This window comes from Mesorhizobium sp. B2-3-6 (assembly GCF_006442305.1).
Classification (GTDB): Bacteria; Pseudomonadota; Alphaproteobacteria; order Rhizobiales; family Rhizobiaceae; genus Mesorhizobium.
This window is the reverse complement of record NZ_VFVW01000012.1, coordinates 48,379-70,506: the sequence shown is the minus strand read 5'-3', so window position 1 is coordinate 70,506 and position 22,128 is coordinate 48,379. Positions and strand designations below refer to the sequence as shown.

The following is a 22,128-nucleotide window of genomic DNA, read 5'->3' as shown; positions in this document are numbered from 1 at the left end:
CGAGCATGCCATCTGAAAATGAAAACGGCGACCCGAAAGCCGCCGTTCCCGAAAAATTCGCGTCTCCCTTGATCAGGTGAGGTCTGGAATGCGCAGGACCTGCCCCGGATAGATCTTGTCGGGATGGGTCAGCATCGGCTTGTTGGCCTCGAAGATGACCGTGTTCTTGGCGCCCTTGCCCTTGCCATAGCTTTTCTCGGCGATCTTCCAGAGATTGTCGCCCTTCTGGACGGTGTAGAAAGTCGGCTCCTTGGCCGCGGCCGCCGCCGAACCGGAGGCCGGCGCGACCTGCAACTCGTCCGCCTGCACCTTGGAGACGCCTAGCGTGTTGCCGACGGCGATGACCGCCTTTTCGAAAACCGACTGGTCCTTGACCACGCCCTTCAGCACCGCCGTGTCGCCCTGGACGACGACCTGCACGCCGTCGGTACCGAGCTTGTGCGAATCGAGTTCTTTCTTGAGCGTATCGGCGCTGGGTGCCGCTTCCTCGTCACCGCCTATGCCGAGCTTTTTGCCGACGCTCTTGACGAAATCGAACATACCCATCTCCAGGTCTCCTTGCTGTGGCAATGAGTAAACCTTGCATCTGCAAAGCGAAATTGAAAGCGGGTTCACGCGCGCGATTGGTGTGTTGCTTAATCGTTCTCTACCCGGCCGCGCAGTTTCTTGATGGTGCCGCGTCCGGCCTTGCTCTTCAGCCGCCGTTCGACCGCGCCTTTCGACGGTCTCGTCTTCTTGCGCGGCGGCGGTGGCGGCTCGGCCGCCTTGGCGACCAGCGCCGTCAGCCGCGCCCGTGCATCCGCCCGGTTCTGCTCCTGCGTGCGGAAGCGTCCGGCTTCGATGACGATGACGCCGTCCTTGGTGGCGCGCTGGCCGGCAAGCCTGATCGTGCGTTCGCGCACGCGCTCCGACAGGCCGGGTGCGTTGCGTGCATCGAAGCGCAGCTGCACCGCCGTCGCCACCTTGTTGACGTTCTGCCCGCCGGGGCCGGAGGAGCGGATGAAATCCTCGTGGAGATCACCCGGATGGATCACGGCATCGTCGGCAATGATGATTGTGTCGTCGCTCGTCATGCCGCAGTCATGGCGCGGCGCACGAAAAAAGAAAAGGCCCGATCGGGACCGGGCCTTGCGAGGATGGCTGAGCCTGGCGGGCGATTATTCCGCCGCTTCCCGCATGTGCGGCGCCGCGCCGAGGACGGAGGCGTCGACATGGTTTTCGAACTTCTCGAAATTGACGGCGAACATGCCGACCAGCCTTGCCGCTTGCCGGTCATAAGCGGATTTGTCGGCCCAGGTCGATCGCGGGTCGAGGATGGCGGCGTCGACGCCCGACACCGCCACCGGCACCTCGAAACCGAAATTGGCGTCGGTACGGAAACCGGTCGTCTTCAGAGAGCCGTCGAGTGCCGCGGCAAGCAGCGCGCGCGTCGCTTTGATCGGCATCCGCCTGCCTGTGCCGTAGGCGCCGCCAGTCCAGCCGGTGTTGACCAGCCAGCAATCGGCACCGTGCTGCGCGATCAGCTCGCGCAGCAGATTGCCATATTCCGAGGGATGGCGTGGCATGAACGGCGCGCCGAAACAGGTCGAGAACGTCGCTTCGGGCTCGGTCACGCCCTTCTCCGTTCCGGCCACCTTGGCCGTGTAGCCGGACAGGAAATGATACATCGCCTGCGCCGGGGTCAGTCGTGCGATCGGCGGCATCACGCCGAAAGCGTCGGCGGTCAGCATGATGATGTTCCGGGGATGGCCGGCGCGCCCCGTCTTGCTGGCATTGGGTATGAAGTCGAGCGGATAGGCGCAGCGCGTGTTCTCGGTGAGCCGGCCGTCGTCGAAATCCGGCACGCCATGGGCGTCGAGAACGACGTTCTCCAGCACCGTGCCGAAGCGCTGCGTGGTGGCGAAAATCTCAGGCTCCGCTTCCGCCGACAGCTTGATGGTCTTGGCATAGCAGCCGCCTTCGAAATTGAAGATGCCGTGCGGCCCCCAGCCGTGCTCGTCGTCGCCGATCAGCGTGCGCGACGGATCGGCCGACAGCGTCGTCTTGCCGGTGCCCGACAGGCCGAAGAAAATCGCGGCGTCGCCGCCAGGGCCCTCATTGGCCGAGCAGTGCATCGGCATCACGCCCTTGGCCGGCAGCAGGTAGTTCAGCATTGTGAACACCGATTTCTTCATCTCGCCGGCATAGGAAGTGCCCCCGATCAGGACGATCTTGCGGGTGAGGTCGACGGCGATCACGGTTTCGGTGCGGGTGCCGTGGCGGGCGGGGTCGGCGCGGAAGGAGGGCAGGTCGATGATCGTCATCTCGGGCACGAAATGGTCGAGCTCCGCAGCTTCCGGACGGATCAGCAGGTTGCGGATGAACAGCGAATGCCAGGCAAACTCGGTGATGACCCTGGTGGGCAGCTTCAGCTCATGGTCTGCGCCGCCGACAAGGTCCTGCACGCAGAGATCCTTGTCCGCGGCGTGCGCCCGGAACTCTTCGAGCAGCGTCTCGAACTGGTCCGGCGAGATCGCCTTGTTGTTGTCCCACCAGATGTCATTCTCGGTGGCGCCGTCGCGGACGACGAACTTGTCCTTGGGCGAACGGCCGGTGTGCTGGCCTGTTTCGGCGACCAGCGCGCCATGTGCGGTCAGCCGCGCTTCGCCGCGCCTGATTGATTCCTCGTAGAGGGCGGGCGCCCCGAAATTGTAGCGCACCAGGCCAGAGGTTCTGAGACCGATACGATCGATCGCGCAGGCAGGATTGCGTTTGCCGACTTCCGACATGGATGACCCTTCTCCGATTTGCGCATCTTTGCCGGCGCCTTTCCGGCACGCCCACTACGCGAGCTTAGATGGTCAGAACCAGAAAAGCCGAATGATATCAAATCATTAATCGATTTAAATATTTTGAAAGTTGTTTAAATCGTTTATATGTGCAAAAAGTTTCGTGGTTGCCCAAAGGATTGGCGGCGCTGGTTCGTCCAATCCATATCGAGGTGCGATCGTGGCCGCCGGCATGCCGCCCGTGACAGCGGCGAAGGCCTATGCCACATTTTGTACCTAATTTGTCCTGCAAAAGCCCCTTCTCTACCAAAGAAGGGACAGCTCATGAGGGAGCCGCTTGAAATGGCAACAATCGCGCTTGTCGATGACGACCGCAACATTCTGACCTCGGTGTCGATCGCCCTCGAATCGGAAGGCTATCGCGTCGAAACCTACACGGATGGTGCGTCCGCGCTGGAAGGCCTGGCGGCGCGCCCGCCGAATCTCGCCATCCTCGACATCAAGATGCCGCGCATGGACGGCATGGAACTCTTGCGCCGGATGCGCCAGAAATCCGACCTGCCGGTCATCTTCCTGACCTCCAAGGACGACGAGATCGACGAGCTGTTCGGCCTCAAGATGGGCGCCGACGACTTCATCCGCAAACCCTTCTCGCAGCGTTTGCTGGTCGAGCGGGTGCGCGCGGTGTTGCGTCGTGCCAGCGCCCGTGAGGCCGCGGCAAAAGCGCCCAGCCAGCAGGCGCGCTCGCTCGAGCGCGGCCAGCTCGTCATGGACCAGGAACGCCACACGTGCACCTGGAAAGGCGAACCGGTGACGCTCACCGTCACCGAATTCCTGATCCTGCATTCGCTGGCACAGCGCCCCGGCGTCGTAAAAAGTCGTGATGCGCTGATGGATTCGGCTTATGATGAGCAGGTCTATGTTGACGACCGTACCATCGACAGCCACATCAAGCGGCTGCGCAAGAAGTTCAAGGCCGTCGACGACGACTTCGAGATGATCGAAACCCTTTACGGAGTCGGATACCGGTTCCGCGAGGCGTGAATAGGCGGGTAGACAATAGGGAATAGTCGGTAGTCAGTTTTGAATGGTGCGAGCGGCCACCCGTGCATCGCCGCGATCTCAGCCAACCATTTCTCTATTCGCTACCCGCTACTCACTAATACTAAGCAGGGAACTGCTGTTCGATGGCAGTGGAAGCACAGCGGAGCAGATCGGCGGGCGTTGCAAGGCGGCCGGCGCGCATCATGCCCGCGTTCCTGTCGAAGCTCACCGTGCCCATGCGCCGCTTCCTCGGCCATCACATCTTTTCCAGCCTGACGCGGCGTATCCTCTTCCTCAATCTCGCCGGCCTCGCAGTCCTGGTCACCGGCATTCTCTATCTCAACACCTTCCGCGACGGGCTGATCGACGCCCGCGTCGAAAGCCTCATGACCCAGGGCGAGATCATCGCCGGCGCGATCGCCGCCTCGGCGACGGTCGAGACCGATTCGATCAGCATCGATCCGGAAAAGCTGCTTGAGCTGCAGGCCGGCGAAAGCCTGGGACCGGGCTCCGACCAGCTCGACAATCTGGATTTCCCGATCAATCCCGAGCGCGTCGCCCCGGTGCTGCGCCGGCTGATCTCGCCGACCCGCACCCGCGCCCGCATCTACGACCGCGACGCCAATTTGCTGCTCGATTCGCGCCATCTCTATTCGCGCGGCCAGATCCTTCGGTACGATCTGCCCCCGGTCGACGAGGAAGAGCCCGACCTTGTCGAACGCATCCAGAAGTTCATCTTCGACTTCTTCCGCAACACCGATCTGCCGGTCTATCACGAGCAGCCCGGCGGCAATGGCGCCGCCTTCCCGGAAGTGGTCAAGGCGCTGACCGGCAGCCCGTCGACCATCGTCCGGATCAGCGAACAGGGCGAGCAGATCGTTTCCGTCGCGGTGCCGATCCAGCGCTTCCGCGCCGTTCTCGGCGTGTTGATGCTGTCGACCGAAGGCGGCGACATCGACAAGATCGTCGCCGCCGAACGCAAGGCGATCCTGCGCGTCTTTGGCATCGCGGCGCTCGTCACCGCCATCCTGTCGATGCTTCTGGCCTCCACCATCGCCAATCCGCTGCGCCGGCTGTCGGCGGCGGCCGTGCGGGTACGGCGCGGCGTCAAGAGCCGCGAGGAAATTCCTGATTTCTCCGACCGTCAGGACGAGATCGGCAATCTGTCGATTGCCGTGCGCGACATGACGAACGCGCTCTATGCGCGCATCGAGGCGATCGAGAGCTTCGCCGCCGATGTTTCCCATGAATTGAAGAACCCGCTGACCTCGCTGCGCAGCGCGGTGGAGACCTTGCCGCTGGCCAAGAACGACAATTCGCGCAGCCGGCTGATGGAGATCATCCAGCACGACGTCAGGCGGCTGGACCGTCTCATCACCGACATTTCGGATGCCTCCCGTCTCGACGCCGAGCTGGCGCGGGATGACGCGGGGACCGTGGACCTGAAGAAGTTCATCACCGACCTCGTCGCCGTCTCGCGTGAAACGACGCGCAACAAGAAGGCGGTCGAGATCGAGCTCAGGGTCGCCAAGCTGCCGCAGGGCGTCAAAGGCTATTTCGTCGTCGGCCACGACCTGCGCATCGGCCAGGTCATCACCAACCTGATCGAGAACGCCCGCTCCTTCGTGCCAGAGGAGCGCGGCCACATCATCCTGTCGCTGGCGCGCACCGGCAAGTTCAACATCCTCACCGTCGATGACAATGGTCCCGGCATCCGTGCCGACAACATCGACCGCATCTTCGAACGTTTCTACACCGACCGGCCCGCCGGCGAGGCGTTCGGCCAGAATTCAGGCCTTGGCCTGTCGATATCCAGGCAGATCGTCGAGGCCCATGGCGGCACGCTGACCGCCGAGAACATCCCCGGCACCAAGCCAGGCGAGATCAAGGGCGCCCGCTTCGTGGTTACGCTGCCGGCCGAAGCATGATCCCGAAAAGTGGGAACCGGTTTTCGGATCAGATCATGCCTCATGCAAAAATGATCCCGGATATCGCGGCCTTACGGCCGTCATCCTCGGGCTTGTCCCGTGGATCCGCCGCACAGCGGGACTATGGTGCGAACACTATTGAAAGGCCTGCAGATTCTCGAGATGACGGGGTTGGATCAGGATTTCCGAAATGCATAAGCGGGCACGCTCATGCAGCCTGAAAACATCCACGCAACGGCCATCCTGATCGGCGAGCGCGGCGTTCTCGTCAGCGGCGCATCCGGTTCGGGCAAGACGACACTGGCGCTGGCGCTCATTGACCATTGCCACCCGCGAGGCTTGTTCTCACGGCTCGTCGGCGACGACCAGCTTTTCGTCATGGCACATGCGGGACGGCTGGTGTGCCGCGCGCCCGCCGCGATCGAGGGCCTGGTCGAGGTGCCCGGGCGTGGTCCGCGACCCGTGCCGTTTGAGGCGGGCGCCGTCATCGATCTGCATGTCAGGCTTTTGCCGGCCGGCGAAGTGGCACGCTTTCAGGAGGATGCCGACGACAACATCGCCGGCTGCCTGGTGCCGCGGATTGACGTGGCGGAACGCAATATTGCCGCTGCCTTGCCCGCCGTGATGGCGCATCTGTCGATCGCGCCTTTTCTATGATGCGACCGGGGTTTTTTGCTGCAATGCGTCAAAATGGCATGGGCCGGCGCAATTTTGGGCTTGTCAACGAGCCGCGCGTCGACAAGATAGCGCTCCCGCCGCCTGGAATGGCTGGCGAGCATAAAATGCGCCTGTGAAGCGGCGATGACGGGAGCCACCAAAGAATGATCGGACTCGTGCTTGTAACGCACGGTCAACTGGCCACCGAGTTCCGACATGCCGTGGAACATGTCGTCGGGCCACAAGACAATTTCGAAACCGTGGCGATCGGGGCTGACGACGATATGGAGCAGCGCCGGCGCGACATCGTCGATGCCGTCGCCCGTGTCGACACCGGGACGGGCGTGATCGTGTTGACCGACATGTTCGGCGGCACGCCTTCGAACCTTGCCATTTCCGTGATGGAGTCCGGCCGCACCGAAGTCATCGCCGGCATGAATTTGCCGATGCTGATCAAGCTCTCCTCGATTCGCAAGGGCGACAACATGGCGGCGGCCCTCGACGAGGCGCAGGCGGCGGGGCGCAAATACATCAATGTCGCCAGCCAGCTCCTGAGCAGCAAATGAGCACGATGTCGTCGGAAAAGGACCAGATCGTCCGTGAATTTCCGATCGTCAACCAGCGCGGCCTGCACGCGCGCGCCTCGGCCAAGTTCGTACAGCTCGCCAGCGGCTACAACGCATCGGTCCATGTCGAGAAGGACGGCGTCAAGGTCGGCGGCACCTCGATCATGGGCCTGATGATGCTGGCGGCAAGTCCGGGCTATTCGATTCGCGTCACCGCCAGCGGTCCCGAAGCGCTTGAGGTCATGAATGCGCTGGAGCAGCTGGTCGCGTCCCGCTTCGGCGAGGAATGCTGATCCTTTACCTCCGCATGAAAGACATGCAGGGATAAAGATTTCTTTATATCCCATTGTCGTCTTGACGCCGATCTGCTAGTCAGGCGGGCAATTCGCGCCCTTCGACGCGCCTGCCGGCGCGGGCGCATCCGCAAACAATTCAATAGCGTAACAATTCGCATCGGAGCACTGCCATGACGGGTAGCAAGGATTATGTGGTCGCCGACATCTCGCTTGCCGGCTGGGGCCGCAAGGAAATCGAGATCGCCGAAACCGAAATGCCGGGCCTGATGGCCTGCCGCGAGGAATTCGGCTCCAAGAAGCCGCTCAAGGGCGCGCGCATCACCGGCTCGCTGCACATGACCATCCAGACCGCGGTGTTGATCGAGACGCTGAAGGCGCTCGGTGCCGATATACGCTGGGCTTCCTGCAACATCTTCTCGACCCAGGACCATGCCGCTGCTGCCGTCGCCGAGGCCGGCATCCCGGTCTTCGCCGTCAAGGGCGAGACGCTTGAGCAGTACTGGGACTACACCGACAGGATTTTCCAGTGGGCCGACGGCGGCACCTCCAACATGATCCTCGATGATGGCGGCGACGCCACCATGTACATCCTGATCGGCGCGCGCGCTGAGGCCGGCGAGGACGTGCTGTCCAATCCGCACAGCGAGGAGGAGGAATATTTCTATGCCCAGGTCAAGAAGCGCATGAAGGCTTCGCCCGGCTTCTTCACCAAGCAGAAGGAAGCGATCCGAGGCGTCACCGAAGAGACGACCACCGGCGTCAACAGGCTCTACCAGCTGCAGAAGAAGGGCTTGTTGCCTTTCCCGGCCATCAATGTCAACGACTCCGTCACCAAGTCGAAATTCGACAATAAATATGGCTGCAAGGAATCGCTGGTCGACGGCATCCGCCGCGGCACCGACACCATGATGGCCGGCAAGGTCGCCGTCGTCTGCGGCTATGGCGACGTCGGCAAGGGCTCGTCCGCCTCGCTGAAGGGCGCCGGCGCCCGCGTCAAGGTCACCGAGGTCGATCCGATCTGCGCCCTGCAGGCGGCGATGGACGGCTTCGAGGTCGTCACGCTCGAAGATGCCGCACCCACCGCCGACATCGTCATCACCACCACCGGCAACAAGGATGTCGTCACCCTCGACCACATGCGTTCGATGAAGGACATGGTGATCGTCGGCAACATCGGTCACTTCGACAACGAGATCCAGGTGGCATCGCTGCGCAACCTGAAATGGACCAACGTCAAGCCTCAGGTCGACATGATCACCTTCCCCGATGGCAAGCGCATGATCTTGCTGTCGGAAGGCCGCCTGCTCAACCTCGGCAACGCCACCGGCCATCCGAGCTTCGTCATGTCGGCGTCCTTCACCAACCAGGTGCTGGCGCAGATCGAGCTATTCACCAAGGGCGAGCAGTACCAGAACCAGGTCTACGTGCTGCCCAAGCATCTCGACGAGAAGGTCGCGCGCCTGCATCTCGACAAGCTCGGCGCTCGCCTGACCGAACTGTCGGGCGAACAGGCAGCCTATATCGGCGTGACCCCGCAGGGTCCGTTCAAGCCGGAACACTACCGCTATTAACCAAAGCTGAATTTACTACCAGATATTGACGCCGGGCGATTGACTTTTCGCCCGGCTTTATTTTTGCGCCGAATGATTCTTCACGCCGATTCCAGCAGGCGCTATTGTTGTGATTCGCGGTCCGGGGACGAGGACCGGCGTACGCATCAGGGCGGTCTTGCATTCAGGCGGCGAAGAGGACCAAGACATGCCGGGGGATAACCCGCTTTGCGCGGGACGGGCCGTTTCCGGCGGCCATGACGATTCGAGGATTACCGGCACCGCCACGCGAGGCGGGCGCCCTTCATGGCGCGCGCGCGCCGGACTTTTCCTTGCCGGCTCCGCACTTGGCTGGCCTTTGGCCGGCACGGTGGCCCACGCCCAGGCTGCTGCTGCGGAGGCTGCAAGCCTATCGGTGAGCACGGTCGAGGTCGTGCAGCTTGCCGTCTTTGTCGGAGTGATGGGAGCGGCATTCCTGTCGGCCATCGTTCTGATCCGGGAGAGAGCGCGCACCTCGGCCGAAAATGTCGAGCTCAGGAGCCGCATCGCGGACATCAACGCGGCGCTGCGCCGTTCGGAGGCGCTGCTCAACTTGCGCGACCAGCGTGTCGTCGTCTGGGCCTCGGAGAACAAGAAACCCGAGCTCATCGGCACGCTGCCGGTCGAAAGCGGCGCGCCCGAGGAGCGGGCCGCCTTCCTTGCCTTCGGCCGCTGGCTGATGCCGCGCTCGGCTGCGGCACTCGAGCATGCCGTCGCGGGGCTGCGCGAAAGAGCCGTGTCCTTCGACCTCGTCATCGAAACGCAGACCGGCGCTCCGCTGGAAGTGCATGGCCGCAAGAGCGCGGCGCATGTGCTGGTGCGGTTCGTTTCCCTTTCCGAGACGCAACGCAGCCAGGCCCGGCTGAAGATCGAAAACCAGCGGCTGGCCGCCGATCATGATACGATGATCGGCCTGCTCGAGGCGCTGAAGATGCCGGCATGGCTGCGCGGCGAGGACGGCCGCCTGAGATGGGTGAACCGGGCCTATGCCGAAGCGGTCGAGGCCGAAAGCGCGGAGATGGCCGTCCGCGACGCCAAGGAATTCCTCGGCGGCCAGGCGCGCGAAGCGATCGCTGCCCAGCACAAGTCCCATCCTGTCTTCGAACAGACGCTTTCCACGGTGATCGAGGGCGACCGCCGCGTCTTCGCGGTGACCGATTTCGCCGGCGCCGACGGTTCGGCCGGGCTTGCCTGCGACACCAGCGCCATCGAAACGATCCGCAGCGAATATGAGCGCACCGTGCGCAGCCACGCCGACACGCTCGACCAGCTCAACACGGCGGTCGCGATCTTCGACACCGACGAGAAGCTGCGCTTCTTCAACCAGGCTTTCCAGAAGCTCTGGGGCCTCGATGCAGGCTTCCTGCACAGCGCGCCCGATAACGCTTTGCTGCTGGATCGGCTGCGCAGCGAGGGCAAGATCGCCGAGCAGCCGGAGTGGCGCCGCTGGAAGGAAGGCCTGCTCGGCGCCTACCGCGCGGTGGAATCGCAGGAGCATTGGTGGCACCTGCCCGACGGCAAGACCATCCGCGTCGTCGCCAACCCGCAGCCCAAGGGCGGCGTCACCTGGGTGTTCGAGAACCTGACCGAGAAGATGGACCTCGAAAGCCGCTACCGCACCGCGGTGCGGGTCCAGGGCGAAACACTCGACAACCTCGCCGAAGGCGTGGCGGTGTTCGGTCCCGACGGCAGGCTGCGCCTGTCGAACCCGGCATTTGCTACTTTGTGGGGCCTGGACGCCGAAACCGCCCGGCCCAATGTCCATGTTTCCGCAATCCGTAAGCTTTGCGACCTGCAAGCGATCGACAGCCCGTGGGGCAGCTTCGTCGCCGCCATCACCGGCTTCGACGACGAGCGCCGCGACCGCCACGGTCAGACCGAGCTCAACAACGGCACCGTGCTGCGCTACGCCGTGATCCCCCTGCCCAACGGGCAGGTGATGATGACCTTCGTCGACGTTACCGACAGCGTCCGTGTCGAACGCGCGCTCAAGGACAAGAACGAGGCGCTGGAGAAATCCGACCAGCTCAAGAACGAATTCGTCCAGCACGTGTCCTACGAACTGCGCTCGCCGCTGACCAACATCATCGGCTTCACCGAACTGCTGTCGCTGCCGGCCACCGGTCCGCTGACGCAGAAGCAGCGCGAATATGTCGAGCATGTCGGCTCGTCGTCCTCGGTGCTTTTGACCATCGTCAACGACATACTCGACCTGGCCACGGTCGATGCCGGCATCATGCAGCTCGACATTTCCGAGGTCCATGTCGACCGCACGATCGCCGCCGCCGCCGAGCTGGTTGCCGACCGGCTGGAAGAGCATTCAATCAGGCTCGAGGTCGATGCCGCCGCGGCGCCGAAGACCTTCCACGGTGACGAAATCCGCATTCGCCAGATCCTCTACAACCTGCTCAGCAACGCCGCCAACTACGCGCCGGAGGCCAGCGCCATCCGGCTCGCCTGCCGTCAGTTGGCGGACGGGGTGGAATTCTCGGTCCATGACGATGGACCCGGCATGCCGCCCGACGTGCTTGACTCGGTGTTCCGCCGCTTCGAGCCGCGCGCCAATGGCGGCCGCCGGCGCGGCGCCGGGCTCGGACTGTCGATCGTCAAGAGCTTCGTCGAGCTGCATGGCGGCAGCGTCCGCATCGAAACCGGCAAGGACAAGGGCACGACCGTCATCTGCACCTTTCCCGACATGCCGGGCATCCGCGCCGCGGCCGAGTAGCGCACTCGATGGCCGCATTGATGCTCGAGCGTTTACTCGCCGACGAAACACAGACAGCGCGGCTGGGTGAGGATCTGGCGCTGGCGTTGCGCGCCGGCGACGTCCTGGCGCTGAAGGGCGATCTCGGCGCGGGCAAATCGACGCTGGCGCGGGCGCTGATCAGGGCCTTGGCTGACGATGCCGGTCTCGACGTGCCGAGTCCTACCTTCACCCTTGTGCAAAGCTACGATACGCGCATCCCGGTCCATCATTTCGACCTCTACCGCCTGTCCTCGGCAGCCGAGCTCGATGAACTGGGCTTCGACGAGGCGTTGGCGCAAGGCGCGGCCCTTGTCGAATGGCCGGAACGGGCCGAGGGTTATTTGCCCGGGACCGCCGTGTTGATCGAACTCGTCCAGCATGGCGATGGCCGATTGGCGAGACTGTCCGGGCAAGGCGCTGCCTACGATCGGGTGGCGCGGTCGCTCGCCATGCGTGATTTCCTCGAAGGCGCTGGATGGGGCGAGGCCAGCCGCCGCCATTTCATCGGCGATGCCTCTGCCCGCTCCTACGAAATTGTCTCGCTTCCAGGCCACGCCGCGAGGGTGCTGATGAACTCGCCGCGGCTGGTGCTGGGCCCGCCGGTGCGCGACGGCAAGCCCTATGGCGTCATCGCCCACACCGCCCAGTCGGTGTCAGCCTTCGCCGCCATCGACCGCGCGCTGCTCGCCGCCGGGGTCAGCGTTCCCGAAATCCATGCGCAGGATCTCGACCAGGGATTCCTGCTGCTCGAACATCTGGGCTCCGAAGGTTTCCTGGACGGGCATGGCAGGCCGGTCGCCGGGCGCTATGAGGCGGCGGCCGAACTGCTCGCCATGATGCATGGCAAGACCTGGCCCCACCGGATGGAGGCCGCGCCCGGCCTGTTTCACGATGTGCCGCCCTTCGACCGCGACGCCATGCTGATCGAGGCGGACCTGCTGGTCGATTGGTACGTGCCGATGCTGACGGGCGCTCCGGCGGGCGATGCCTTGCGCGTCGGCTACCACAAGGAGTGGAACGCGGTTCTCGACCGCCTCGCTGACAGCCAATACACGCTGATGCTGCGTGACTTTCATTCGCCGAACATCATCTGGCGCGCTGAGCGCTCCGGCCATGACCGGCTCGGTATCGTCGATATCCAGGACGCGTTGATCGGCCCCGCCGCTTACGACGTGGCCTCGCTGGCCATGGACGCGCGCGTCACCATCCCGCCAGGCATCGAGAAACGCACGCTCGATGCCTATGTCGCCGCCCGCCACGCGGCCGGCCCATTTGACGAGGCGGCATTCCTCGAGGCCTATGCGATCATGGCGGCGCAGCGCAATTCCAAGATCCTCGGCATCTTCGTCCGGCTCGAAAAACGCGACGGCAAGCCCTATTATCTGAAGCACTTGCCGCGTATCCGCGACTATCTGCGCCGGGCGCTGTCTCATCCTGCCTTGGCCGGCCTTCGCGAGTTCTATACCGCTCACGGTCTGCTGGAGGAGCAAACGCCGTGACATCGATACCGGACGCAGCGAGCGTGCCCAAAACTGCGATCGTGCCCAAAACTGCGATAGTGCTTGCCGCAGGGCTCGGCAAGCGCATGCGGCCGATCACCGACACGATCCCCAAGCCGCTGGTCAGGATCGCCGGCAAGACGCTGCTCGACTGGGGCCTCGACAGTCTCGCCGCGGCCGGCATCGGCAAGGCCGTCGTCAACGTGCACTATCTTCCCGAACAGATCGTCGCCCATCTCGGCGCGCGCCATGCGCCGCGGATCGTCATTTCGAACGAGAGCGAGCGGTTGCTCGATTCCGCCGGCGGCATCGTCAAGGCGCTGCCGGAGCTCGGCCAACAGCCCTTCTACATCCTCAACGCCGACACCTTCTGGATCGACCAAGGAACGCTCAATCTCAACCGTCTCGCCCTTGCATGGGACGCCGCGAAAATGGATATTCTGCTGATGCTGGCGGATCTCCATCAGGCGACCGGACACTGCGGCAGCACCGATTTCCTGGTGGCGCCGGACGGCACCCTGCGGCGTTCCAAGGGCGATCCGGCGGGCCTGATCTATGCCGGGGCGGCGATCGTCCATCCGCGCATCTTCAAGGGTGCCCTGCCGGAACCTCATTCGCTTAACGCCTACTTCGACAAGGCGATCGCCGCCGGCCGGCTGTCCGGCATGCCGATGCATGGCCATTGGATCACCGTCGGCACGCCTGACGCTATTGCCAGCGCGGAAGCGGCGGTCGCGGGCGCGCTAGCCGAGTTGCAATGAGCGGCCCGGGCCGCGTTTTCTCCATTCCGCCCGGTGCGCCGTTTCTGCCGACGCTTGCCGAGGCGCTGCTGGCCGGGCGTCTTGTTCCGGGCTTTCGCTTCGATGGCGACCCGCTCGCTTTGGCCGATGTCATCATCTATGTGCCGACGCGCCGCGCCGCGCGCGCCTTGCGTGGCGTCTTCGTCGACAGCCTGTCGGCGAGGGGCGGCGGCGGTTCGGCGATTCTGCCAGTCATCCGGCCGCTCGGCGAGTTCGATGAGGACGAGGCCGCGTTCGAGACGGAAGCGTCGGCCGCCATCGACCTCGCGCCGCCGATCGCGGCAACCGAACGCCTGTTGCTGCTGGCGCCGCTGGTGCGTGCCTGGAAACGCCGGCTGCCGGCGCATGTGGCGGCGCTTTTCGACGAGGAGATCGTCATTCCGGCCTCCGCCGCCGATGCGATCTGGCTGGCGCGCGATCTCGCCCGGCTTATGGATGAGATCGAGACGGAAGGCACGGACTGGACGCGGCTCGCCGATCTGGTGAGCGGCAATCTCGCGGGATGGTGGCAGGTCACGCTCGATTTCCTAGGCATCGTCACCGAAGCCTGGCCGAAATTCCTTGGGGAACGGAACCTCTCCAACCCGGCCGCGCATCGCAGCGCCCTGATCCGGCTGGAAGCGGCGCGGCTGCGGCGCAATCCGCCCGCCGGGCCGGTTATCGCCGCCGGTTCCACCGGCTCCATCCCCGCCACGGCAGAGCTGCTGGCCGCAATCGCCCGCTTGGCGGGAGGAGCCATCGTGCTGCCAGGCCTCGACCGGACGATGGATGAGCCGTCTTTCCAGGCCATCACGGCGCCGGGCGCACGTCCGGCCGTGCTCGGCCATCCGCAATACGGCCTCGCCAAGCTGATCGGCACCATCGGTGTGCTGCGCGGCGATGTCGAGGAGATCGGCGCGGCCGGACATGAACTCGCGCTTCGCGCCGCCCTCGTCGGCGAAGCGCTGCGGCCGGCCGAGACCACCGAATTGTGGGCCGAGACGCGCAGCGGCTTTTCCCCCTCCGACATCGAGCAGGCGTTCTCCGGCGTGAGCCTGCTGGAGGCAGCCAGCGAACGCGATGAAGCCGTGGGGATCGCCGTCGCGCTCAAGCGCGCAGTCGAGCAGCCCGGCCAAAGAGCGGCCCTCGTTACCGGTGACCGTGCGCTGGCGCGCCGCGTCTCGGTCGAGCTCGCTCGCTTCGGCGTCGTCGCCGACGATTCCGGTGGTGTGCCGCTTTCCAACACGCCCGCCGCCGGCCTGCTTGGCCTGGCGTTGCAGGCGGTGTTCCGTCCCGGTGACCCGGTCGGCCTGCTGTCGCTGCTCAAGCATCCCCTGCTTGCCCTTGGCCTGGACCGGACGAGCGTTCGCCATGCGGCGGAACTGATCGAACTGGTGGCGCTGCGCGGCGGCACCGGCCGCCCCGACATCGCGTCGCTGCCGGACCTGTTCGAAGCCCGCCTGGTTGACCTCGGCGCCGACAGCAGGCGGCCTTTCTGGTTTACCCGGCTGACCGTGCGCGCCATCGAAGGCGCGCGGAATTTGCTCGGACGTCTCAACGAAGCGCTGGCGCCGCTTGCCGCCTTTCGCGGCCAGGCCGACGCCGGTCTTGTGGCGCTGGTCGAGGCCAGCGTCGTGGTGCTGGAAAATCTAGGCCGTGCGGCCGATGGCGGGCTTGGCGCACTCTATGCCGGCGATGCCGGAGAGAAACTGGCCGACCTGTTGCGTGGACTGGTCGCGGCGTCCGTGCCGCTGTCGTTTGCCGCCGACGAATGGCCAGATGTCATGGCGGCGCTGATCGCGCCCGAGACGGTCAAGCCGGCGCAAGGCACAGACAGGAACATCGCCATCTGGGGGGCGCTGGAAGCCCGCTTGCAGAATGTCGACACGCTGGTCATCGGCGGCATGAACGAAGGCGTGTGGCCGCGCAAACCCGAAAGCGATCGCTTCATGTCGCGGCTGATGAAGACCGGCATCGACCTGGAGCCGCCCGAACGGCGCATTGGGCTTGCCGCGCATGATTTCCAGATGGCCATGGGGGCGGCGAAGGTGGTGCTGTCGCGCTCCGCACGCGCCGGTGACGCGCCCGCCGTGCCCTCGCGCTGGCTGCAGCGCATTCTCACTTATATCGGCAAGGACCAGGCAGCCAGGCTTGCCGAACGCGGCGACGAACTCATCGCCTGGGCGCGCGCGCTCGATACCGGCCCGCGGCGGGACTTCGCGCCGCGCCCGCAGCCGAAGCCGCCGGTCGCGCTGCGTCCAACCCATTTCTCGGTCACCGAGATCGAGACGCTGCGTCGCGATCCCTACGCCATCTATGCCAGGCGCATCCTCGGCCTGCTGCCGCTCGACCCGGTCATCCGCGACCCGGGTGCGGCCGAGCGCGGCACGCTGTTCCACGCCATCCTGCATCTGTTCTCGGGCAGCGTGGCCGATCCGCGTGCTCCCGATGCGCTGGCCGGCCTGCTCGCCGCCGGCCGGACCTGCTTCGCCGAGGCAGCACTTCCCACCGATGTCGAGGCGGTCTGGTGGCCGCGTTTCGAAAAACTCGCCGCCAGCATCATCGAATGGGAACGCGGCCGCGCTGGGGCCGTGGCCCGGCGCCACGCCGAGGCGCGAGCGGGCAAGACCATGGTCGGCCAATCCGGGATCACCCTGTCGGGCTATGCCGACCGGGTCGATCTTCTCCATGGCGGCATGGCCGACATATTGGACTACAAGACCGGCTCCTCGCCTTCCAAGGCCCAGGCGCACACGCTGCTGTCGCCGCAACTGGCGCTGGAGGGCGCGTTGCTCAGGCGCGGCGCTTTCCAGGAACTCGGCGCGCGCGAGCCCTCGCAATTGGCTTTCGTCAGGCTGAAGCCGAATGGCGAGGTTTTCGAGGAATCGATCCTCGAATACAACCGGCAGCCACGCACCGCCACGGACCTCGCCGAGGAGGCCTGGGCGCGGCTGGAGAAATTGCTCATCCACTATGCCGATCCGGCGGCCGGCTATCTGTCGCGGGCACTGCCGTTCCGCGAAGGCGAGACCGACGGCGACTACGACCATCTCGCCCGCGTGCTCGAATGGTCGGCGGGCGGCGATGCGGACGATGAGGGAGGGGAGGCATGAAGAAAGCCTATCCCATCCCCGGCGAAACCGCCGCTAGGCAGGCCAGCGCCTCGGATCCGAGGAATTCCGCCTGGGTGTCGGCCAATGCCGGGTCCGGCAAGACCCATGTGCTGGCCCAGCGCGTCATCCGGCTCCTGCTTCGCGGCACCGATCCGTCGAAGATACTGTGCCTGACCTATACGCGCGCCGCCGCCGCCAACATGTCGAACCGGGTTTTCTCGACATTGTCGGAATGGACCGCGCTCGGCGATGCCGAATTGGCGGTGAGGGTCGAGGCGCTCGATGGCCGCCGGCCCGACCGCGAAACCATGCGCCGCGCCCGCCGCCTGTTTGCCGAGGCGCTGGAAACGCCCGGCGGCCTGAAGATCCAGACCATTCATGCCTTCTGCGAATCGGTGCTGCACCAGTTCCCGCTGGAAGCCAACATCCCCGCGCATTTCGAGATGCTCGACCCGCAGATGGAGGCATCGTTGTTCGCCGCCGCGCGCCGTGAAATGATTTCGGGCAGCGCGGCGGATCGGCCGAACCTCGCCGAAGCTTTCGCCGCCGTGCTCGAGCGCGGTGGCGAGGCCGGGCTCGACGCTTTGCTGGGTGAGATCGTCCGCAAGCGCGACGAACTGGGCGCCTTCATCGGTGAAATCGATCGAGGCGGCCCGAACTTCCAGACGCTGTTCGACGAATTCCAATTCCGCCCCGGCCAGACCGCCGAAGGCATAGCGGCCGCCATCTGGCCGCTGCCCGGCTTCCTGCCGGATTATTTTGCCGGCTTCGCCCAGGCGGCGGAGGCCGCCGACGCCAGGACGGTGCTCAACAACATCTTGCCTCATGCGCGCCTGGCTTTCGCGGAAACCGACCCCGTGCGCCGCCTGCAGCTGCTTTCGCGGGCTTTCCTGAAGGCCGACGGCGACGTCTACGATCCAGCCAAGGCCTTCAAGAAGGCGCTGCTCGACCGGCTGCCGGACCTGGCGGAGCGCTATCTCTCGGCGACCACCGCAATCGTCGAGACGGTCGACCGGCTCGCCCTGTTCCGGATGCTGGAGGGCACGCGCGCCGCGCTGACGCTGGCCGACTGGCTGATCGCCCGCTACGAGCAGTTGAAGCGTGGCCGCGGGTTCCTCGACTTCAACGACCTGATCACCCGCACCGTCAGTCTCCTGGCCAGGCCCGATGCCGGCCCGTGGGTGCAATACAAGCTCGACCAGGGCATCGACCACATCCTGCTCGACGAGGCGCAGGACACCAGCCCCGACCAGTGGGAGGTGGTGAAGCGGCTGGCCGAGGAATTCTTCGCCGGCATCGGCGCCCGCGACACCGCGCATCGGACGATCTTCGCTGTCGGTGACGAAAAACAGTCGATCTATTCCTTCCAGGGAGCGGCGCCGGATTCCTTCGCCGACAGCAGGCTCCTGTTCGCAAGCAAGGTGCGCGACGCCGATGCGCCCTTCGCCGATCTGAAGCTCACCTGGTCGTTCCGCTCGACCGACGATGTTCTGGCCGCTGTCGACCGTGTCTTCGCCGATCCGGTCGTGCGGCGCGGCATCAGCCATGACCCCGACCCGCTGAGCCACAAGGCGATACGCACCGATGCACCGGGCTATGTCGAGGTCTGGCCATCCATCGGCGCCGATGTCGTCGACGAGCCGGACGACTGGACGCAGGCAGTCGACCATGCCCGCGCGCCGGCGGTTCGGGTTGCCGAAAACGTCGCCGCCACCATTGCCGGCTGGATCGGCAATGGCGAGGTCATCGAAGGCCGCGGCAAGAGGCTGCGCCCTGGCGACGTGCTGGTGCTGGTGCGCAAGCGCGATCGCTTCGTTCATGCACTGACGCGTGCCCTGAAACGTCGTGACATCCCGGTCGCCGGCGCGGACCGGTTGAGCCTGCCCGGCCACATCGCGGTCAAGGACCTGATCGCGCTCGGCCATTTCCTGATCCAGCCGCAGGACGATCTGTCGCTCGCCGCCGTGCTGCGGAGCCCGATCTTCGATCTGTCGGAAGAGATGCTTTTCACACTGGCCGCGCAAAGACCATCCGGCCTGTCGCTGGCCGGGTCCCTGCGCCAGCATGCCAGCCAAAGCGAAGCGCTCGCGGCGGTCGCCGCTCAACTCGACATCTGGGCCAACGAGGCCGTCTTCAAGCCGGTGTTCGAATTCTATGCCGGCCTGCTGGCACGCGGTGGCGTGCGCCGCAAGATGGTTGCGCGGCTCGGGCCGGAAGCCGGGGACATTCTCGACGAATTCCTGAGTTTCTGCCTTGCCGAGGAGCGGACCGGCTTGCCCGGGCTGGAAGCCTTCCTGTCGACGCTGGAGAGCGCCGGCCCAGAAATCAAGCGCGAGATGGACCAAACCCGCGACGAGGTCCGCATCATGACCGTGCATGCAGCCAAGGGGCTCGAGGCGCCTGTCGTCTTCCTGGTCGATGGCGGTTCGGCTCCGTTCAGCGATCAGCACCTGCCGCGCCTGATGCCGTTCGAGGGTTCCGGGCTGAACTGGAGCGGCAAGGGCTTTCTCTGGCGTTCGACCAGCGACGTCGCCAACGGGATTTCGAAGGCTGCCGCGGCCAGGGCGCGCGATCTCGCCGATGACGAGTACCGGCGGCTGCTCTATGTCGGCATGACCCGGGCCGAGGACAGGCTGATCGTTTGCGGTTATCACGGCAAGCGCGCACCGAACGCCGGCACCTGGCATTCGCTCGTCAGCCGTGCCCTGGTCGGGGCGCCGGAGAGTGCCGAGTATCCGCATCCGGCCGGCGGCGGCGTCTCAGTGCATCGCTTCCAGGTGACCGGATTGCCGCCGTTTGCACCGGTCGCCGAGAGCGAAGCCAGGCAGACGCGGGACTTCGGGCCGCCGCCCGAAATCTTGTTCAAGCCGCTGCCCCCATACGAGGACCTGCCGCGCCCGCTGTCGCCATCCGGAACCTCCGCCCTGATCGACGAGGGCAAGGAAAGCGTCATCGACACCGGCTCGCCGGTGCTGGATGGCGACGCCGAACCCGGCTTCGCCGTCATGCGAGGCCTGGCGCTTCACAAACTGCTGCAGATGCTGCCCGGCGTGGCGCAAAACGAACGCCAGGGCGCAGCCGAACGCTATCTCGCCCGCGCCGGCGCGCAATGGCCGGCCGGCGAGTGCGAAAAGGCGGTCGCCTCGGTGATGGCGATCCTTGCCGATCCGCGTTTCGCGCCGCTTTTCGGACCCTCTTCGCGCGCCGAAGTGGCGGTCATGGGCAGCCTCGACGTCAAGGGCACGAAACGCTCGATTTCCGGCAAGATCGACAGGGTGGCGGTGACGCCGGACCGCGTATCCATCATCGATTACAAGACCAATCGGCCGGCGCCCGCCTCGCTGGGCGAGGTTCCGCCCGCCTATCTGCTGCAGCTCGCGCTCTATCGCGCCTTGCTGCGGCCGCTCTATCCCGGCCGCGAAGTCACGGCGGCCTTGCTGTTCACGGAGGCGCCGCGGCTGATCGAACTGCCGGCTCGGGCCATGGATGACGCTCTTGCCCGACTCACGCGAGCGTGACACAAGAACTGCTTGAAGAAGGGCGCGGCAACCACCACATTTGGTGCGACGAAAAATTTCGAAAGGATTTCCGCATGGCTACCGTCAAGGTCGACAAGAACAATTTCCAGACCGCTGTGCTCGACGCCAAGGAGCCGGTCGTGGTGGATTTCTGGGCGGAATGGTGCGGTCCCTGCAAGATGATCGCGCCGGCGCTGGAAGACATCGCCAATGAGCTCGGCAGCAAGGTGAAGATCGCCAAGCTCAACATCGACGAGAATCCCGAACTGGCAGCGGAATTCGGCGTGCGCTCTATCCCGACGCTGATGATCTTCAAGGGCGGCGAAAGAGCCGATGTGAAGGTTGGCGCCGCGCCCAAGACCGCGCTGTCGCACTGGATCAACGGTAATCTCGCCTGATCAATCCGAAATTCCTGACATCAAGCCCGGCCGATCGCGCCGGGCTTTTTGTTGGCGTCATTGGTCCTCCGCTCTGGCCCTGACGTCGGGGGCCTCCATGTCTTCTGCTGGCAGCAGATGTAGGGAGAGGAAAAATGACCGGATCCGCCAAGGCCACCGTCTTCATCGACAATGAGCGCGTCATCGTCACGGAATACCGCTTTCAGCCGGGCGACAACACCGGCTGGCACCGCCATGGCCACGACTATGTTGTCGTGCCGCTGATGGACGGCAAGGTAAAGCTTCTGACCAAGGACGGCGAATCCTTCGCCGAAATGAAGAAAGGCGCGCCCTATTTCCGCAGGGAAGGCGTCGAGCACGACGTCATCAGCGCCAATGACGGCGAATATGCCTTCATTGAGATCGAGCTGAAATAGCGGCGTTCGCCTCGAATACCGCAGCGGAAATCGGTATATATGTCTTCCAACAACGGAGTTTGAGATGGCCGAACCTCAGCTCTCGGTCCGTAGCGCAAAAGCACGCGACCTGGCTCATAGACTTGCTCGTCGCGAAAATCGCTCGATAGCAGATGTCGTCGAGCGAGCGCTTGAATCGTACGAGATCCGTGAGGCGGGACGCGAGCCCGCCACCACCTTCTACGCCCGCCTCACGGCCAGTTGTGGCGTCGATATCGATCTGAAGGAAATCATCCGCGACGGCCGCCTGGTTCATGCTGGACCCGAGCTTTGATTTTCGTCGACACCGATGTGATTTCAGAGACACTCAAGAAGGCACCGGACGAAGCCGTTCTGGCCTGGCTTGTCCGCAACGATGCTGAATTGGCCCTTCCCACGGTGACGATTGCTGAAATCGCTTTCGGCATTCACAAAATCCGACCTGATGAGCGTGCGGATCGCCTGGAGCAGGGGCTTTCTCAATGGCGCCGTCGCTTCGCCGGCCGGATTTTTGGGCTGACGGAAGAGGCTGCGCTGGCTTACGGGGAGATTATGGGAACCGCCAGCCGCCTGGGCCGTGGAATGTCGGCTCCCGATGGCATGATCGCCGCGATCGTGCGTGTAAGTGGTGGTCGGCTGGCGACGCGCAACCTCAATGATTTTGGCGCGGCCAACCTCGACCTGATCTCACCGTGGGATTTCTAGCGTTGAAACGGATTCACGCGAAGCGTCTTTGATACGTTGTGCCATGACGTTTTCCCAAGCCGAGATCGTTTTCCGGCGGCGGGTAGGA

At 64.7% G+C, this 22,128-nt stretch carries 18 protein-coding genes; 15 read left to right on the top strand and 3 right to left on the bottom strand.

All coding sequences use genetic code 11. From position 1 onward, the window contains the following. Nucleotides 1-72: 72 nt before the first annotated feature. From lysM to FJ953_RS27770, 3 genes are all read right to left on the bottom strand, one after another. Entirely contained in the window at nucleotides 73-546 is a 474-nt protein-coding gene (gene lysM, locus FJ953_RS27780; RefSeq protein ID WP_140491191.1) for a peptidoglycan-binding protein LysM, read from the bottom strand. 89 nt (nucleotides 547-635) lie between these two features. Beyond that, a complete protein-coding gene (gene arfB / locus FJ953_RS27775; RefSeq protein WP_140491189.1) occupies nucleotides 636-1,073 on the bottom strand; it encodes an alternative ribosome rescue aminoacyl-tRNA hydrolase ArfB in 438 nt (145 codons plus the stop codon). 84 nt (nucleotides 1,074-1,157) lie between these two features. After that, entirely contained in the window at nucleotides 1,158-2,768 is a 1,611-nt protein-coding gene (locus FJ953_RS27770; protein ID WP_140625505.1) for a phosphoenolpyruvate carboxykinase, read from the bottom strand. A gap of 342 nt (nucleotides 2,769-3,110) precedes the next feature. Here FJ953_RS27770 and FJ953_RS27765 point away from each other — a divergent pair, with 342 nt between their 5' ends. The 15 genes from FJ953_RS27765 to FJ953_RS27690 all read left to right on the top strand — a co-directional run bounded on the left by FJ953_RS27765 (nucleotide 3,111) and on the right by FJ953_RS27690 (nucleotide 22,040). Continuing rightward, nucleotides 3,111-3,812: a response regulator transcription factor gene (locus FJ953_RS27765; RefSeq protein ID WP_010912942.1), complete on the top strand. Its 702-nt coding sequence runs from the start codon at nucleotides 3,111-3,113 to the stop codon at nucleotides 3,810-3,812. Between the two features lie 143 nt (nucleotides 3,813-3,955). Then, nucleotides 3,956-5,740, top strand: coding sequence for a sensor histidine kinase (locus FJ953_RS27760; protein WP_140491185.1), 1,785 nt, complete (start codon nucleotides 3,956-3,958; stop codon nucleotides 5,738-5,740). A 210-nt stretch (nucleotides 5,741-5,950) separates the two neighbouring features. Beyond that, nucleotides 5,951-6,397 carry an HPr kinase/phosphorylase gene (locus FJ953_RS27755; RefSeq protein WP_140491183.1) on the top strand — a complete coding sequence of 149 codons (447 nt, stop codon included), beginning with the start codon at nucleotides 5,951-5,953 and terminating at the stop codon, nucleotides 6,395-6,397. Nucleotides 6,398-6,561: 164 nt separating this feature from the next. After that, nucleotides 6,562-6,963, top strand: a complete 402-nt coding sequence (locus FJ953_RS27745) for a PTS sugar transporter subunit IIA (RefSeq protein WP_027032585.1) — start codon at nucleotides 6,562-6,564, stop codon at nucleotides 6,961-6,963. After that, on the top strand, nucleotides 6,960-7,256 hold the full coding sequence (locus FJ953_RS27740; protein ID WP_140491179.1) for an HPr family phosphocarrier protein: 297 nt from the start codon (nucleotides 6,960-6,962) through the stop codon (nucleotides 7,254-7,256). The genes FJ953_RS27745 and FJ953_RS27740 overlap by 4 nt, the downstream gene beginning before the upstream one ends. A 173-nt stretch (nucleotides 7,257-7,429) precedes the next feature. Then, nucleotides 7,430-8,830, top strand: coding sequence for an adenosylhomocysteinase (gene ahcY / locus FJ953_RS27735; RefSeq protein WP_140625504.1), 1,401 nt, complete (start codon nucleotides 7,430-7,432; stop codon nucleotides 8,828-8,830). A 187-nt stretch (nucleotides 8,831-9,017) separates the two neighbouring features. Then, nucleotides 9,018-11,573: a PAS domain-containing sensor histidine kinase gene (locus FJ953_RS27730; protein ID WP_140625503.1), complete on the top strand. Its 2,556-nt coding sequence runs from the start codon at nucleotides 9,018-9,020 to the stop codon at nucleotides 11,571-11,573. A gap of 8 nt (nucleotides 11,574-11,581) precedes the next feature. Beyond that, nucleotides 11,582-13,093: a tRNA (adenosine(37)-N6)-threonylcarbamoyltransferase complex ATPase subunit type 1 TsaE gene (gene tsaE / locus FJ953_RS27725; RefSeq protein ID WP_140625502.1), complete on the top strand. Its 1,512-nt coding sequence runs from the start codon at nucleotides 11,582-11,584 to the stop codon at nucleotides 13,091-13,093. Then, nucleotides 13,090-13,854 (top strand): nucleotidyltransferase family protein, encoded by a 765-nt coding sequence (locus FJ953_RS27720; RefSeq protein WP_281405148.1) that lies wholly within the window; start codon nucleotides 13,090-13,092, stop codon nucleotides 13,852-13,854. The genes tsaE and FJ953_RS27720 overlap by 4 nt, the downstream gene beginning before the upstream one ends. Beyond that, nucleotides 13,851-16,985: a double-strand break repair protein AddB gene (addB, locus tag FJ953_RS27715; protein ID WP_140625501.1), complete on the top strand. Its 3,135-nt coding sequence runs from the start codon at nucleotides 13,851-13,853 to the stop codon at nucleotides 16,983-16,985. The genes FJ953_RS27720 and addB overlap by 4 nt, the downstream gene beginning before the upstream one ends. Further along, nucleotides 16,982-20,503, top strand: a complete 3,522-nt coding sequence (addA, locus tag FJ953_RS27710) for a double-strand break repair helicase AddA (RefSeq protein WP_140625500.1) — start codon at nucleotides 16,982-16,984, stop codon at nucleotides 20,501-20,503. The genes addB and addA overlap by 4 nt, the downstream gene beginning before the upstream one ends. Before the next feature lie 74 nt (nucleotides 20,504-20,577). Next, entirely contained in the window at nucleotides 20,578-20,901 is a 324-nt protein-coding gene (gene trxA / locus FJ953_RS27705) for a thioredoxin (protein WP_140491167.1), read from the top strand. 134 nt (nucleotides 20,902-21,035) lie between these two features. Beyond that, nucleotides 21,036-21,317 (top strand): cupin domain-containing protein, encoded by a 282-nt coding sequence (locus FJ953_RS27700; RefSeq protein WP_140491165.1) that lies wholly within the window; start codon nucleotides 21,036-21,038, stop codon nucleotides 21,315-21,317. Between the two features lie 64 nt (nucleotides 21,318-21,381). Next, nucleotides 21,382-21,630, top strand: a complete 249-nt coding sequence (locus tag FJ953_RS27695) for a type II toxin-antitoxin system VapB family antitoxin (RefSeq protein WP_140524091.1) — start codon at nucleotides 21,382-21,384, stop codon at nucleotides 21,628-21,630. Continuing rightward, nucleotides 21,627-22,040, top strand: a complete 414-nt coding sequence (locus tag FJ953_RS27690) for a type II toxin-antitoxin system VapC family toxin (RefSeq protein ID WP_140625499.1) — start codon at nucleotides 21,627-21,629, stop codon at nucleotides 22,038-22,040. Before FJ953_RS27695 ends, FJ953_RS27690 begins: the two co-directional genes overlap by 4 nt. The last annotated feature ends 88 nt before the right edge of the window (nucleotides 22,041-22,128 follow it).